Raw genomic sequence first — 14,915 nt, 5'->3', positions numbered from 1 at the left:
CATGGCTCGCATGCACCACGCCTACGACCTGGACCGACAGGGCTGGCTGAAACCTCATGCCAATGTCCTGCGCGCCCTGTCACCCAATCAGGATGACCGCCCCGAGGGCGACACCCCGACCTTGCTGGTGCTGCACAATATCAGCCTGCCACCGCAAGAGTTCGGCGGCCCCTACATTCGGGATTTTTTTCAGAACAAGCTGGATATCAGCGCCCACCCCTGGTTCGAGAACATCCGGGACCTGAAAGTTTCGGCTCACTTTCTGATCCAGCGCACTGGCCACATCATCCAGTTTGTTCCCACTACCCGCCGCGCCTGGCATGCGGGTGTGTCGCGCTTTGAAGACCGCGAGCGCTGCAATGATTTCTCTATTGGCATTGAACTGGAAGGCAGCGATTTCGAGCCATTTACAGAAGCGCAGTACCGGGAGCTGTCCCGCCTGAGCCGCGCCTTACGTATGCGCCATAACTTGCGCGCCGTACGTGGCCATGAGCACATCGCTCCGGGGCGCAAGACAGATCCGGGCCCTTTCTTTGATTGGGAACGGGTGAAGCGGGAACATGGCTGGCCCAAAGAAACCTTGCCGGAACAAGAGTTGGGACCAAAGCAAAGACCAGTGCCAGATCAAGACCGATAAAGTAGTTCAGGGCCAATAACAAGAAAAATGCTACAGCATTCACTATCGTGATCCGCCCTAAAGCCCACTCATAGATACAGATGCAAAAAGCCCCGATCATCGTAAGACGATCAGGGCTTTACCTGATTAGTATCTAGCCCTGCTTGACGCAGAGCCAGCAAGATTCAGGTTTACAGATTCAACAGCAAGCGGTTCACGCGCTTCACAAAACTGGCGGGATCTTGCAATGCGGCACCTTCGGCCAGCATGGCTTGTTCCAGCAGCAACTGTGCCCACTCACCAAAAGCCTCGTCGTCAGCGGCCTGGACTTTGGCGATCAAGGCGTGCTCCGGGTTGATTTCCAGAATCGGCTTGACCTCGGGAGCTTCCTGGCCAGCGGCTTGCAGCATACGCAGCAGGTGCGGGCTCAGTTCGTTGGCATCGACCACCACGCAAGCTGGGGAATCGACCAGACGGGCAGTAATGCGCACTTCCTTGACCTTCTCGCCCAGTGTGGTTTGCAGGCGCTCGACCAGAGGTTTGAAGGTTTCAGCCACTTCTGCCTGATGTTTCTTTTCTTCCTCGTCCGCCAGCGAATCCAGGTCCAGGCCACCCTTGGCCACGGATACCAGTTGCTTGCCTTCAAATTCGCGCAAGTAAGACAACATCCACTCGTCCACACGGTCGGACATCAACAGCACTTCGATGCCTTTCTTGCGGAATACTTCCAGATGCGGGCTGTTAGATGCAGCGGCAAAAGTGTCAGCCGTGACGTAGTAGATCTTGTCCTGACCTTCTTTCATGCGACCGATGTAGTCGTTCAAGGAAACGACCTGCGCCGAACCTTCCTGATTCGTGGACGCAAAGCGCAGCAAGGCAGCGATACGGGCCTGATTGCCCATGTCTTCGCCAGTGCCTTCTTTCAGGACCTGGCCGAACTGGTTCCAGAACTCGGCATATTGCTCGGGTTGGTTCTCGGCCAGATCTTCCAGCAAGGACAGGATGCGCTTGGCACTACCCTCACGGATGGCACGCACATCACGGCTTTCTTGCAGGATTTCACGCGAAACGTTCAGCGGCAGGTCGGCCGAATCGATCACACCGCGCACAAAGCGCAGGTAAGCAGGCAGCAGCTGCTCGGCGTCGTCCATGATGAATACGCGTTTCACGTACAGCTTCACGCCACGGCGAGCATCGCGGTCCCACAAGTCAAACGGGGCCTGCTTGGGGACGAACAAGAGCTGGGTGTATTCGCTACGACCTTCGACCCGGTTGTGTGTCCAGGCCAGAGGGTTCTCGTAATCGTGAGCGATATGCTTGTAGAACTCCTGGTACTGCTCGTCGGTGATTTCCGACTTGGAGCGTGTCCACAAGGCGCTGGCCTGGTTCACGCTTTCCCACTCGTCCTGCTTTACTTGTTGCTGCTTTTCTTCGTCCCACTCTTCCTTGCGCATTTGCACGGGCAAGGAGATGTGATCGGAGTAGCGACGCAGCACGTTGCGCAGTCGCCAGCCGTCCAGGAAATCGTCCTCGCCTTCACGCAGGTGCAAGGTGATGGTGGTTCCGCGGTCGGCTTTTTCAGCGGCGGCAATGGTGAACTCGCCTTCACCGGCGGACTCCCACAGCACGGCTTCCTGATCGCCACCGGCACGACGTGTCAGCACGGACACTTTATTGGCCACGATAAAGGAGGAGTAAAAGCCCACGCCAAACTGACCAATCAGCTGGGTGTCTTTTTGCTTGTCGCCCGTCAGTTGGGAGAAGAACTCTTTGGTGCCCGAGCGCGCGATGGTGCCCAGGTTGGCAATGGCTTCATCACGCGACATGCCAATGCCGTTGTCAGAAATGGTGATCGTGCGCTGGTCCTTGTCGAACTCCACGCGGATACGCATTTCTGGGTCGCCTTCCAGCAAAGCTGGATTGTCGATAGCCTCAAAGCGCAGTTTGTCACAGGCATCCGACGCATTGGATACCAGCTCACGCAGGAAAATCTCCTTGTTGCTGTACAAGGAGTGAATCATCAAATGCAGTAATTGTTTGACTTCAGCCTGAAAACCCAAGGTTTCGGACGTATTCGCAGTGTCAGTCTGGCTCATGGTGAAAAAGCAAAAAAATGGGTTGATTGCCGCACGCCAAAGCGCGCCCTATTGCAGACAGATAGGGACGACCCACCATATTTCAAGAGACGGATCAGGCCGCCGGCCCGGATGTCAGGGCAATGACTCCACTGATCATGATGGCGCAACCGAGCAAACTCCAGACATTGGCCTTTTCGCGCAGGACGACCATACCCAATATGGTGCCGGCCATCATGGACATTTCACGGGCGGGCGCCACCATGGACAAGGGTGCGCCCATGCTTAATGCCTGCAAGACCAGGATGTAGGACATGGGCGATAACAAACCCACTGCAGCCGCCAGTTTCCAATAAGGTTTGAACTTGACGAAGCCTGCCCGCCCCCGCTTGGCGATAAAAGGGGCCAGCATCCCCAGGCGCAACACATTGCTGAACCAGTCCAGCAGGAATGGCGAGATCAGCAGCACCTTGACGCCATAGGCATCGACCACGGTATAGGCCGCAATCAGAATCCCGGTCTGCATGCCCCAACGCACACCCGTCAGCGCTGCAGGGCTGAAAAAACGGCGCAGTCGACCTTGCGTGGCGATCAGCAAAATCCCCATCACGACCAACAAGATGCCGAGCACTCCCAAAGGACGCACAGGCTCGCCCAGCAGGATAAAAGCACCAATGGAAGAGAGCATGGGGCCCGTACCACGGGCAATGGGATACACCACGGACAGGTCTGCAACCTGATAGCCTTTTTGCAAACTCAGGCTATAGCACATGTGCAGCAAGGCACTAAGCACCAAACAGGTAATGGTCTCGCTGGTCCAGGGCATATTGCCTTGCGTAAAGACCACCCACAGCGTGATGGGGAAATAAAACAGAATGGCAAAAAAGGAATAGGCGAATACAAAATGCGCCCCTGCCATCGCCGCCCGTTTAGAGAGCAAGTTCCAACCCGCATGAATGAACGCAGCACACACCACCAACAACAAAGCGGTCCAGGACATGAGGGCTTCCACCAGCAAATAGCAAAAGAAAAACTATACGCCCCCTTCAGGGGGGAGGCCAGCCAATCACGGGCCTTTCAACGTCCCATGACAAATAAGAGACAGTACTGGACAATTCAAACATCAAGGTATGATGTTCGGCACGTATTTTGATATGGAGCCGATCATGAGCACCCTGCTGTATGTTGATTTTCCTTACCCCGGCCCTTGGGGTTCAGAGATGAGCGAAGCCATGCAAGAACTGGCGCAATCCATCTGCCTGGAACCTGGCTTGATCTGGAAAATCTGGACCGAGAATAAAGAACAGTCCAAAGCAGGTGGCGTGTATCTATTCAGCGATCAAGCCAGCGCGCTGGCGTATCTGGAGATGCACAGCAAACGGCTCAACAGCTTTGGCATCACCGGCATTGATGCGCGCTTTTTTGATGTGAACCAGCCGCTGACAGCCATTAATTCCGGCCCCTTGGCAGCCAAATAAAACACAGACAACAGACGCAAGAAAACCCGCCTGCGTATCAGCAAGCGGGCTTCCATATCGATGCTTAGGCAGTCAGCTCAACGGCCTTGAAATCCACCGGAACCTCCAGCGCATTGTTGATGTAGTTGGTGAACAGGTTCAAGGCAGTCACACCGACCAGTTCCACCACCTCACCTTCGGAAAAGCCGGCATCGCGCACGGCTTGCACATCGGCGGCCGAAACTTGCCCACGCTGATCCACCAGCTTGAGCACAAATTTCAAAGCGGCGGCGGTACGTGGATCATCCGACTGACCACGCTGGGCCTGAGCCAGTGTCTCCGGACTTAGGCCAGCATTGGCACCCAGCACATTATGGGCAGCCAGGCAGTATTCGCAACGATTACGGTCGGCAATGGCAACCGCCAATTGCTCGCCCAGTTTCGCACCCAGCTTGCCACCAGCAAAGGCACCGAAAGAGCCCCACATGCTGCGCAAGGCGGCGGGCGAATTGGACACCATACGGAACATGGCAGGCACGCTGCCACCAAAGGCTTTTTGAATTTCCTGCAAAGCAGGCTGGCTGGCGGCGGGAGCTTGGGCAAGGTCAGGCAATGTAAGACGCGACATGATGATCTCCTGGTGAAGTGGGCCGGGGTGGCCGGAAAAAGCTTGCAGGGATAGTGTCTCGCCAAGATCAAGATCATTGGATAAGATTAGTCCCGACAACTTACCTTTTCATCCAGACGAGGATGTTTTCATGAACCTGGATCGCCTCTCCCTTCTGCTGGAACAATTCCGTGTTCGGGCTCATTTGTTCTACAACGGCTCTTTGTGTGGCGTAACCCGCTTTGCGGCCCAACCCGGACGGGCCTTCTTGCACATTCTGCGACGCGGCCAGTTAAGCGTGCGCCACGATCCGCGCGATCCCGTGCCGGAAGTCCTGACCATTGACCGCCCCAGCCTGCTGTTCTACCCCCGTCCGCTGGAGCACGCTTTTTACGATCTGCCCAATGAAGGCTCGGATTTCACCTGTGCCACCCTGGATTTTGATGGGGGTGAGCATCATCCCTTGGCCCGCTCCCTGCCCGATCTGATTATTGTGCCGCTGGAAGAAGCGGCCGGCCTTGAACAGGCACTGGGCCTGCTCTTTGCAGAAACGGAATCCGTGCGCTGCGGCCATCGTCTGCTGGCAGACCGCCTGTTCGAGATTGTGCTGCTGCAATTGCTGCGCTGGCTGTTTGACCATCCGGATCGTTGCGAGATTCCCGTAGGCCTGTTTCGAGGCTTGTCGCACCCGCCCGTCGCACGCGCGCTGCTGGCAATTCAGGCCGATCCCGGTCGGGACTGGACCGTGCAATCACTGGCACAGGAAGCCAGGATGTCGCGCAGCGCCTTTGCCGTGCAATTCAAGCACTGGGTGGGCGACACACCGGCAGACTATCTGGCCCAATGGCGCCTGTCGCTGGCCTGCCAGCGGCTGGCACAAGGCCAGTCTGCCAAACGTATTGCTCTGGATCTGGGCTACGCCAACCCCTCTGCCCTGTCCCGCCTGTTTCGGCAGCGCACGGGTCAATCCATGCGGGAATGGTTGGCCGCCCGTCAATCAGCTTGAGCGATTCTGCTCCAGCACCGCCAGAAAATTCACCAAGGCCGGGTTGGTATTGTCCGAGACATAAGCACTCATCAGCTCGGCCGCAATATCGTCTGCATCCAGCAGAGGCAGATACTCCAAGGTATCGGTGCGCAAGCGCGCCAGGGAAGCGGGAACAATAGCTGGAGCAATGCCCGCTTCAACCATGACCAGCACCGTGGGCACCATGCTTTCCTGTGCAAAGCGCGGCAGGCAGCCTGAGCGCTGCAACATGCGCTGCTGCAAGAGATGAAAGTAACGCGACTGTTGCCGCGAATACGCCACCATTTCGTAAGAGAAAGCCTGGTGCAAGGTCAGCCCCTGACTATGCTCCTGAGCACGTGGATCATCCCGCCTGACGACAAACATCATGGGTTCGGACTCCACCAGCTGCGGGTTCAAATCGGGCACGGCAAAGGAAGGCCGAATCAAGGCCACATCCACCCGGCGCTCATAAAGAGCCGCAGGCATATCGCTGGAGTTCATCTCGTAGATCTGTATATCCACCTGCGGGAAGTCCTGTCGAAAGCGATACAAATGCTTGGATACCCCCGCATAGGCGCTGCTGGGGGTCAGGGCTATGCGCAACATGCCAGTCTCGCCTCTATGCACTTGCTGTACCGCTTGCAAGGTCTGCTCCAGTTCGTTGCCGATCAAGCGCAGGCGGCGCTGCAACTCCGCTCCCGCCGCCGTCAATTGCACCGTGCGTGTGGTGCGGATAAACAAGGTCGCCCCTACCTGCTCTTCCAGCCTGCGTATGGCCTGACTCAAGGGCGGCTGGGTCATGAACAAACGCTGGGCGGCTCGGCCAAAGTGCAGCTCTTCAGCCACCACCAAGAACATCTCGCTTAATTTGGAGTCCAGCATATGCCCGCCAATTAGGTTAGGAAAAAGATCAATAACGATTATTTTTAATATTAGACAACATAATTAGCTCTTACTACCATCCGTCCTGACACTTATCAAAAACAGGGCCATACTGCACGTCACTGCGAATATTGGCCCAACGCAGGAGATAGACATGACGGTATTCAAGCATCGCGCCCCTTTACTGAGTGGCCTGCTCACACTGACTTTGTTGGGTTCCGGTTCGGCCATGGCCGACGCGGCTTACCCTTCACAGCCCATTACGTTTGTGGTGCCCTACGCTGCAGGTGGCAGCTCGGATACCCGCTCGCGCATGCTGGCTCAAAAAATGAGCGACAGCCTGGGCGTGACAATCGTGGTGGAAAACAAGCCCGGTGCCAGCGGTAATATCGGCACCAGCATGATTGCGCGCGCCAAGCCCAACGGCTACACCATCGGCCTGGGCAACTTTGGCCCCATGTCGGTGAACAAGGCGCTGTACGGCAGTAACCTGCCTTTTGATCCTGAACAGGATTTGCAGCCTATCGCCCTGATCGAACGCGGTGCCATGGCACTGGGTGTGAACAGCAACTCGCCCTACCAGTCTCTGGCTGACCTGGTCGCCGATGGCAAGAAGAACCCCGAAAAACTCGACTACGCCTCGACTGGCGCTGGCGGTGCCTCGCACTTGCTGACTGAACAGTTCAAGGCCACCTCCGGCTTTGACGCCGTACACGTGCCTTACCGTGGTGGCGCTCCTGCATCGAACGACCTGCTGGCCGGCAACATCTCCTTCTATCTGGAATTGGCCAGCCTATTCCTGCCCCACATGCAAATCGACAACCCACGCCTGCGCGTACTGGGCGTGACCTCGGAAGAGCGTCTGAAAGCCATGCCTGACACCCCCACCTTCAAAGAACAAGGCGTGGATCTGGTGGCATCGAACTGGTTTGGCGTGATTGCCCCCGCCGGCTTGCCTGCTGATGTACTGGAAAAACTGAACAAGGCTGTCAACGACGCCCTGAAAGACCCCGACTACCGTCAGATTGTGGAATCCCAAGGCGCGGAAGTTGTAGGTGGCACACCTGAAGAATTTACCGCTTTTGTGAAAGAAGAAACCAAACGCTGGACCACGCTGATCAAGGCACAGAACATCTCGATTCAGTAGTTCCGGTTCTCGCTTATGACTGCAAACCCTTCCCCTCTCGCTACGCAGGACCAGGCTATCCAGGCCTGGTCCTGGCTGGCTGATCCCGCCACCTGTATCAGCACCAATCCCACTGGCCCCTTGGCGGGTTTGAGCTTTGGTGTGAAAGATGTGCTGGATGTTCAAGGCATGCCCACGTGCTACGGCGCGCATTTCCCCAATGCGCTACCGGCCGAGCGGGACGCCGCCTGTGTCGCCCTGCTGCGTCAGGCCGGTGCCATTGCCCTGGGCAAAACCGTCACCGCCGAATTTGCCTACGCAGCCCCCGGTCCCACCCGTAATCCACTGAACCTGGAGCACACGCCCGGCGGTTCTTCCAGTGGTTCGGCAGCGGCCGTAGCAGCTGGCATGGTTGATTTTGCATTGGGCACCCAAACGGGAGGCTCCATGATGCGCCCCGCTGCGTTTACCGGCATTCTGGGTTTCAAACCCAGCTTTGGCGCGGTGCATCGCAGCGGTCTTTTCCTGTTGTGCGACAGCCTGGACACAATCGGCTACTTCAGCCGGGACTTGTCCGTGCTGCGCCGCGTGGCCACTGTCCTGCAAGGCTTACCTGATAGTCAAGTCCCCACCGCGCCGCGAATTGGCGTGCTGGATGGCAAAGATCTGGGCCCGATCACACCCGCAGCACTGGCCGCGTTGGAACAAGGCTGTGAGCATCTGGAGCAACAAGGCGCCCACCTGGAGCGTCTGCCTGCGGACCCACAACTGAAAGAGCTGCTGATCCTGCAAGGCCAGATCATGGCTTATGAAATGGCCCGCAGCCTGCTACCCGTCTGGCAAGCCAGCCCGGATGCCTTGCGCCCCATTACCGTGCAAGCCATCAAACAAGGCCTGGAATTGCCTGCAGCGGATTACCACGCCTGGCAGGCGCGCCGTCGCCAATTGCAAACAGAATGGCAGGATCGTTATGGTCATTTCGACGCATTGCTAACTCCAGCGGCTCCCGGCCCGGCTCCCTATGGACTGGATAGCACGGGCTCTTCAATACTGAATCGTCCTTGGTCCTTGTTGGGCTGGCCTACCTTGAGCCTGCCCGCGCCCGGTCAAAACAGCCCACTGCCCTTGGGTTTGCAACTGATCGGACAGCCTCACCAGGACGCGGCTTTGCTGGATCTGGCATCGCTTATCTGCCCGGCTTGATGGGCCTGAAAAGCAATCAAAGGAACTACTCTGCAACAAGCTGAAATAGAGTAAACAGCAACCAGAATCATTAACAAATGCTTTAAATAACAAATATTTAGGAGTGCTTTGAGTTTTCTCAAAACACTCTTGAATATTGGCTCCGCAAACGGCTTGGCAGCGTACTAACATCAATAAGGTGTTCCCGGTGCGCTGCGTCGGTACGTTCATCACATCGCGACTACGCAGCACCCGGCTCTTTCAAACAATCCGGAAAAGACCATGCGTCGCCCTCTCTTACTGCTGCTCTCCACTTTCTTTCTGATCTGGGCTGTTGAAGCCCTGTGGCTGGCCCCCTCGCCACCGGGCGATATGCTGTGGGTGGTCCGACAAGAAGGCATGCTGTTAACCGGGATTCTGGCACTGGGCACCATGACGGCCATCATGATTCTGGCCCTGCGTCCCCGCCGTCTGGAACCCTGGTTAGGCGGCATGGACAAAGCCTACAGGCTGCATAAATGGCTGGGTATCATCGCCATTTTGCTCAGTCTGGCCCATTGGCTCAGCAAGGAATCCAAAGGTCTGATCTCGGCAGCGATCGGCACGGGCGGCCGTCTGGCCAAAACCCCGGTTCCTGAATGGGTCAGCCTGTTCAAGCCCTATGCAAAATCACTGGGTGAATGGACGTTTTACGCGCTGATTCTGATGCTGATCATTACCCTGGCGCACCGCACGATTTCCTATAAAAAGTGGTACAGCCTGCATCGCCTGATGCCAGTGGCCTATTTGATCCTGATCTTCCATGGCGTGGTACTGACGCCCCCTGCTTACTGGAGCGGTATAGGCGGCTGGGCACTGGCCATCACCATGGTGATCGGGACAGCAGCAGCCGGCATCCAGCTGCTACGCAACTTGAGTTCGGCCTACCCGCATACGGGCACTGTGATCTCCTGTACGTCACAAGGTGATGTGCTGGAGGTGCAATGCCGCATGGACCAATCCTGGCCAGGTCACCAGGCTGGGCAGTTTGCTTTTTTGCGTTTGAAGGGTGAATCCGAGTCCCACCCCTTTACCTTGTCCGATGCGGATCAAGACAACCAGATTGTGCGCTTTCATATCAAGCAGTTGGGCGACTGGACCCGCAGCCTGCCCGAGCGTTTGCATGTTGGCCAGAACATTGAGCTGGACGGCCCTTATGGACGCTTCACTCAGCCGGACCGCGATGACAAGGGCATTTATATCTGGGTGGGTGCGGGTGTCGGGGCCACGCCATTTCTATCCTGGTTAAGCCAGGAACATCAGGACGGTCACGCTCCCTACGCCTATCTGCAATATGCCTGTCAGCACAGCACTGACCCATTGGCTCAGGCCTTGAGCAAGGCTGCCAAAGAGCACCCGGACGTGAATCTGGAAATTTATGCCGATGGCCGTCGCTGGACGCCCAAAGAGGTGCTGCAGCATTACCATGCCGACAAACCTCTGCATATCTGGTTCTGTGGACCGGCTGCAATGGGCCGACAGTTGCGACGTGAGCTCAAGCAAACACTGCCTGCAAAATCCTGGACCTTGCACAAGGAACACTTCCAGTTCCGCTAAGCCTTTGCTCATCCAGCAACTGGCCTTGTTTAGAAATCAGAACAAGGCCAGTTCTGCGTATGCTGAGTGCAGCAATCCAGTGCGGCTAGAACAGCCTACATATTTTGGTGAGGCGGCGTCGCCCCGAGCATAGACACAAAAAGAGTCACCAGATTGTTCTCCATGACGGCCCACTGCTCTGCAGTTTCCAACCCCATATTGTCGACCGCGCCATGCATGCCCTGGTAGATCACCCAGGCGGTCAAATCCACGTCGGCCACAGACCAGGCCCCCGCTTGCTGCCCTTCGTTCAGGATCCTGTGCAAGGGCTCGGTTACCGTATTGCGTTCGCCCTGGTAGTTGCTGCGCATATGGTCTGAAAACACCAGATCATGCATCTCCAGCGTGTCCCTATAGGCCTGAACCGAAGCGCGAATCCAGCAAGCCAGACGCTGCACCCAATCATCTTCCGGCGCCTGCTCCAGCGCCCCCTGCACCCGGTCATGAAACTGCTGGATGAACTGCTCGCGCAGGGCAGCCAGAATCTCTTGCTTGGAGCTGAAGTAGTGATAGAACAAGCCCTTGGACATGCCCGCCCGCGACACAATTTCATCCACCGGCGTGGCATCAAACCCTTGTTGCAAAAACAAGGTGGCAGCCGCCTCCAATAAGTCTCGGCGACGAACTTCAGAGGGTTGGGTACGAGGTGTTTTGGCAGCGGTCATGGATGTCAAAGTATCAGAAAAACCCCGACAAAGTGCCTCGTCGGGTGTCACCGCGCTATTTTAGCCAGCCTGTTTATTTTTCATTGACTGACAGTCAGTCAATATTTTATAGTCGTCGATAATAATTCTCATTTATCAAATATCATGACTCGCCGACTTGCTCTAACCATCGCCATTTACCTGGGGACTTTCATGGTCACCCTGGACATCAGCATCGTGAATCTTGCCTTGCCACGCATGCAACAAGCCTTGCAAACCGATATGGCCGGGCTGCAATGGATCGTGGATTCCTATGCGCTGTGCCTATCCGCCTTCATGTTGTCTGCCGGGCTACTGGGGGATCGCTACGGACGCAAGAAGAGCTGGTTGCTGGGCGTGCTGGCCTTCACCGTCGGCTCCATGATGTGCGCCTTGGCCGGTTCACTAAGCGCCCTGCTCTGGGGTCGTGTCGTGCAAGGCATGGCCGGGGCTTTACTTATTCCTGGAGCCCTGTCGATCCTGACCCACGCCTTCCCAGACCCGGCCCAGCGTGCCCGCGTCATTGGCGGCTGGTCTTCCTTCAGCGCCCTGGCTTTGGTACTGGGCCCGATTCTGGGCGGTGTGCTGGTCGATGTAGCCGACTGGCCTTCGATCTTCAGCCTGAATCTGCCACTGGGCCTGCTGACCCTGGGCTTGGGCATGTGGGGTATTCAGGAGTCGGCCAATCCCGAACACGCAGCTTTCGACCCTGTCGGCCAGTTGCTTAGCGTTATCTGGCTTGGCTCCCTGACCTATGGCCTGATCTGCGCGGGTGAGCAAGGCTGGCACGCTACCGAGACGATTCGTTCCCTGGGCGTGGCCGCGCTCACCTTCGTGGCGTTTATCTATGCCCAAACCCGTGTCGCCCGCCCCTTGCTGCCTCTGAGTCTGTTTCGGGACTACCGCTTCAGCACTGCCAATATCGCCTCCTTTGTGCTGGGCTTTGCCGCCTATAGCAATGTGTTTTTCCTGTCCCTGTTCTTCCAGAACGCCCTGGGCTGGAGTGCCACCCAAACCGGCTGGGGGCTGGCTCCCCAGTTCATTGGCATGGCTGTGCTGGCCTCCCGTTTCGGTGCCTTGAGCCAGCGCTTTGGATTGAAGCTGATCCTGACTGTGGGCTTTGGCCTGATGGCAGCCGGTTCCTGGTTGATGATGTTGCTGCAACCCGGCGCTTCCTACTGGATGGCTGGTTTCGCCTTGGCCGTACTAGGCATTGGCATGGGTTTGTCGGTGCCGGCGTGCAGTACCTTGGTCATGAATCTGGTACCGCGTGAGCGTTCCGGCATGGCATCAGCCACCACCAATGCAATCCGCCAAACCGGAATGACCTTGGGCGTTGCCCTGCTGGCTTCCTTGATGAGCCAAGGAGCAGTCAGCTCCTTGTCCAGTCGTCTTGATCCGGTCAATCCCATGCTGGAACAGGCACAACAAATTATCAGCTCCGGTCAGGTGAATCTGCCTGCCTCAGCAGATTCCTTGTTCTGGATGCAAGCCATCCAGCACGCCTGGGCAGACGGCTTTCACCGCGTCATGTTCTGGGCCGGATTGCTGGCCGTCTTCAGTCTGGTTCTGCTGCTGCGTCTGCGTTTGCCTCGTGTACAGGCTGCTCCTGCCGCTGCGGTGGAACTGCATTAAGCCCAGCTTTTGCAGACTGGATTTACAATAGCGCATGGACAAATTACGACTGGATAAATGGCTCTGGGCAGCGCGCTTTTACAAGACACGCAGCCTGGCTTCCGAGGAGATCACCAAAGGGCGGGTTTTGCTGAATCAGCAAAGCACCAAGCCTGCCCGCGAAGTCTCAATCGGTGATGTGATTACCTTGCGCAAGGAGACTCCTGCCATGGAGGTTCACGTCACCGCCTTAAGCGGCGTACGTGGTCCCGCGCCGGTTGCTCGCCAGCTGTATCAAGAGACGGAAGAAAGCAGCACACGACGCGCGCAGGCCGCCGAACAACGCCGTCTGGCACCTGAACCTGCACTGGACTTTGATGCTGGACGTCCGACCAAGAAAGATCGTCGTCAGATGCAGTTGCTGCGGGGGAAATAGACCGCTCCCTGCTCGTACTTCGCGACATAGAAAAAGCCCTGCCAAGCTGCCCTGCCTGGCAGGGCTTTTTTTATGCTTCGTTCTTTCGATGAGTCTATCGCCAGCGTTTCACGGCGATCTGCACAGGGACTAACAACCCGCTCCTGCTTGCCTCTTCCCCGCCGGTCTACCTGCTTATGCCGCAAGCGCCTGCACTGCTTTTGAGCACCCCACAAAACGTCTGCACTCCCGTCCGCTAAAGCATCTGCCGATGCAGAAAACCTTCAACTAAAAACCTTAAAAACAACGCTGCAAACCCTTTTTGATATATCAGATTGTGCTTTTATATATCAATAAAATCAAGGGTTTACACCATTGATCGCGCTTGCAACAAACCGCTATAAACCTAAAACAATTACATGCAAACGCATTCAAAAAAATGCAAGGAGACAGGAAAATGAAGATCACAGCAGTACGCGCCATTCCCTTGAACGTGCCTTTCAAGTTCGATAGCGCGGGCATCCAGAAACCCACCAACCTGGCTATCTGCCATGTGGAAATCGAGACCGATGAAGGCATCACCGGCTATGGACTTAGCGCCATTACCGAAGAGCACCCCGTTGCCAGCACGATCAACGATATTCTGGCCAGCGACCTGATCGGGCAAGACCCCTTGAACACCGAGCGCCTGTGGGATCGCATGTACTGGAACGTATGCCCTCGTGGCCAGACCGGCTATGCCATGCATGCCATCTCCGCCCTGGACATCGCCCTATGGGACATCAAGGGCAAAGCCCTGGGTCTGCCGGTATGGAAACTGCTGGGGGGCGCTCGTGAAAAAGTCCCTGCCTACGCAACCTTCGGCTTCGCCTTTCTGGGCGAAGAAGAGTTGGTCAAGGTGGCACGCGACTGCGTGGATCAAGGCTTCAAGGGCCTGAAGATGGTGGTAGGCCATCACGGTCTGCAACGTCGCGACGAACCGCGCCCGCTGGCCGACCTGATCCGCCAGGACATGCGCCGCATGAGCCTGGTACGCGAGGCCATTCCCGCCGACATTCCGCTGTACATCGACGGCAATTGCAGCCTGGACTATGTGCACGCCAAAGCCATCGCCCGCCACGCCCGTGATCTGGACGTCGGCTTTTTTGAAGAACCCATTACCCAGAACGACACGGGCCGCTTGCGCGAATTGCGTCAAAGCACTGGGATCACCATTGCCGCTGGTCAAAACGAAGGCCAGTCCTACCGCTTTCGGGATCTGTTGATGCAGCAGGCTGTCGACATTCTGCAGCCCAACGTGCTGATTTCTGGAGGTTTCACCCAGTCCCGCAAGATCTTCGCTCTGGCGGAAAGCTTTAACGCGTCCGTCGCCAATGGCGGGGCGTTCCCCTCCCACAACGGTCACCTGCACTGCGGATTGCTCAATGGAGGCGATGTGGAATGGCACCTGGCCGCCAGCGCCATGATGGCCGAGATCTATACCGGCCTGCCCCAGCCCGAACAAGGCTGGCTGCGCATGCCCGACGCCCCCGGCCTGGGGCTGACACCACGACAAGATCAAATCGACAAGCTGCGCAGCAACCCCGGCAGCCTGGGCTCCGGCAAAGGCTGAAA

At 56.9% G+C, this 14,915-nt stretch carries 14 protein-coding genes; 9 read left to right on the top strand and 5 right to left on the bottom strand.

All coding sequences use genetic code 11. The annotated features are described in order from the left end of the window. The first annotated feature begins 1 nt into the window (after window position 1). Window positions 2-637, top strand: a complete 636-nt coding sequence (ampD, locus tag NIZ92_RS02540; RefSeq protein ID WP_226348088.1) for a 1,6-anhydro-N-acetylmuramyl-L-alanine amidase AmpD — start codon at window positions 2-4, stop codon at window positions 635-637. 170 nt (window positions 638-807) lie between these two features. Here ampD and htpG read toward each other — a convergent pair whose 3' ends face one another. Both htpG and NIZ92_RS02530 read right to left on the bottom strand, forming a co-directional pair. Further along, complete coding sequence (gene htpG, locus NIZ92_RS02535; protein ID WP_254002653.1) at window positions 808-2,712, bottom strand: molecular chaperone HtpG; 1,905 nt, start codon at window positions 2,710-2,712, stop codon at window positions 808-810. A gap of 94 nt (window positions 2,713-2,806) precedes the next feature. Further along, a complete protein-coding gene (locus NIZ92_RS02530) occupies window positions 2,807-3,691 on the bottom strand; it encodes an EamA family transporter (RefSeq protein ID WP_060186242.1) in 885 nt (294 codons plus the stop codon). A gap of 166 nt (window positions 3,692-3,857) precedes the next feature. Here NIZ92_RS02530 and NIZ92_RS02525 point away from each other — a divergent pair, with 166 nt between their 5' ends. Next, window positions 3,858-4,169 (top strand): monooxygenase, encoded by a 312-nt coding sequence (locus tag NIZ92_RS02525; RefSeq protein ID WP_115634337.1) that lies wholly within the window; start codon window positions 3,858-3,860, stop codon window positions 4,167-4,169. Between the two features lie 64 nt (window positions 4,170-4,233). Here the strand turns inward: NIZ92_RS02525 and NIZ92_RS02520 are convergent, their stop codons facing one another. Then, complete coding sequence (locus tag NIZ92_RS02520) at window positions 4,234-4,776, bottom strand: carboxymuconolactone decarboxylase family protein (protein ID WP_009463226.1); 543 nt, start codon at window positions 4,774-4,776, stop codon at window positions 4,234-4,236. Window positions 4,777-4,906: 130 nt separating this feature from the next. Here NIZ92_RS02520 and NIZ92_RS02515 point away from each other — a divergent pair, with 130 nt between their 5' ends. Further along, a complete protein-coding gene (locus NIZ92_RS02515) occupies window positions 4,907-5,761 on the top strand; it encodes an AraC family transcriptional regulator (RefSeq protein ID WP_009463224.1) in 855 nt (284 codons plus the stop codon). On the opposite strand, the gene NIZ92_RS02510 is transcribed toward NIZ92_RS02515, so the two are convergent. Continuing rightward, the gene (locus NIZ92_RS02510; RefSeq protein WP_026484978.1) at window positions 5,753-6,646 is read right to left on the bottom strand and encodes a LysR substrate-binding domain-containing protein; all 894 of its coding nucleotides are present in this window, start codon (window positions 6,644-6,646) and stop codon (window positions 5,753-5,755) included. The two genes, NIZ92_RS02515 and NIZ92_RS02510, sit on opposite strands and share 9 nt — an antisense overlap. Window positions 6,647-6,800: 154 nt before the next feature. On the opposite strand from NIZ92_RS02510, the gene NIZ92_RS02505 reads away from it, so the two are divergent. The 3 genes from NIZ92_RS02505 to NIZ92_RS02495 all read left to right on the top strand — a co-directional run bounded on the left by NIZ92_RS02505 (window position 6,801) and on the right by NIZ92_RS02495 (window position 10,550). Further along, window positions 6,801-7,793, top strand: a complete 993-nt coding sequence (locus NIZ92_RS02505; protein WP_035271329.1) for a tripartite tricarboxylate transporter substrate binding protein — start codon at window positions 6,801-6,803, stop codon at window positions 7,791-7,793. A gap of 15 nt (window positions 7,794-7,808) precedes the next feature. Further along, on the top strand, window positions 7,809-8,975 hold the full coding sequence (locus tag NIZ92_RS02500; RefSeq protein WP_251196511.1) for an amidase: 1,167 nt from the start codon (window positions 7,809-7,811) through the stop codon (window positions 8,973-8,975). A gap of 261 nt (window positions 8,976-9,236) precedes the next feature. Beyond that, window positions 9,237-10,550 (top strand): ferric reductase-like transmembrane domain-containing protein, encoded by a 1,314-nt coding sequence (locus NIZ92_RS02495; protein ID WP_035271333.1) that lies wholly within the window; start codon window positions 9,237-9,239, stop codon window positions 10,548-10,550. A gap of 95 nt (window positions 10,551-10,645) precedes the next feature. Here NIZ92_RS02495 and NIZ92_RS02490 read toward each other — a convergent pair whose 3' ends face one another. After that, window positions 10,646-11,254 (bottom strand): TetR/AcrR family transcriptional regulator, encoded by a 609-nt coding sequence (locus NIZ92_RS02490; protein ID WP_115634288.1) that lies wholly within the window; start codon window positions 11,252-11,254, stop codon window positions 10,646-10,648. Window positions 11,255-11,398: 144 nt separating this feature from the next. On the opposite strand from NIZ92_RS02490, the gene NIZ92_RS02485 reads away from it, so the two are divergent. The 3 genes from NIZ92_RS02485 to NIZ92_RS02475 all read left to right on the top strand — a co-directional run bounded on the left by NIZ92_RS02485 (window position 11,399) and on the right by NIZ92_RS02475 (window position 14,913). Then, entirely contained in the window at window positions 11,399-12,907 is a 1,509-nt protein-coding gene (locus NIZ92_RS02485) for a DHA2 family efflux MFS transporter permease subunit (protein ID WP_083054206.1), read from the top strand. A gap of 34 nt (window positions 12,908-12,941) precedes the next feature. Next, window positions 12,942-13,322, top strand: coding sequence for an RNA-binding S4 domain-containing protein (locus NIZ92_RS02480; protein WP_026484973.1), 381 nt, complete (start codon window positions 12,942-12,944; stop codon window positions 13,320-13,322). 436 nt (window positions 13,323-13,758) lie between these two features. After that, entirely contained in the window at window positions 13,759-14,913 is a 1,155-nt protein-coding gene (locus NIZ92_RS02475) for a mandelate racemase/muconate lactonizing enzyme family protein (RefSeq protein WP_026484972.1), read from the top strand. The last annotated feature ends 2 nt before the right edge of the window (window positions 14,914-14,915 follow it).

The sequence above is a fragment of the Alcaligenes sp. 1735tsa3 genome, assembly GCF_024134565.1.
In the GTDB taxonomy this organism is placed as follows: Bacteria; Pseudomonadota; Gammaproteobacteria; order Burkholderiales; family Burkholderiaceae_B; genus Alcaligenes; species Alcaligenes phenolicus.
The sequence above is the reverse complement of the archived record's forward strand: the minus strand, read 5'-3'. Positions and strand labels throughout refer to the sequence as shown.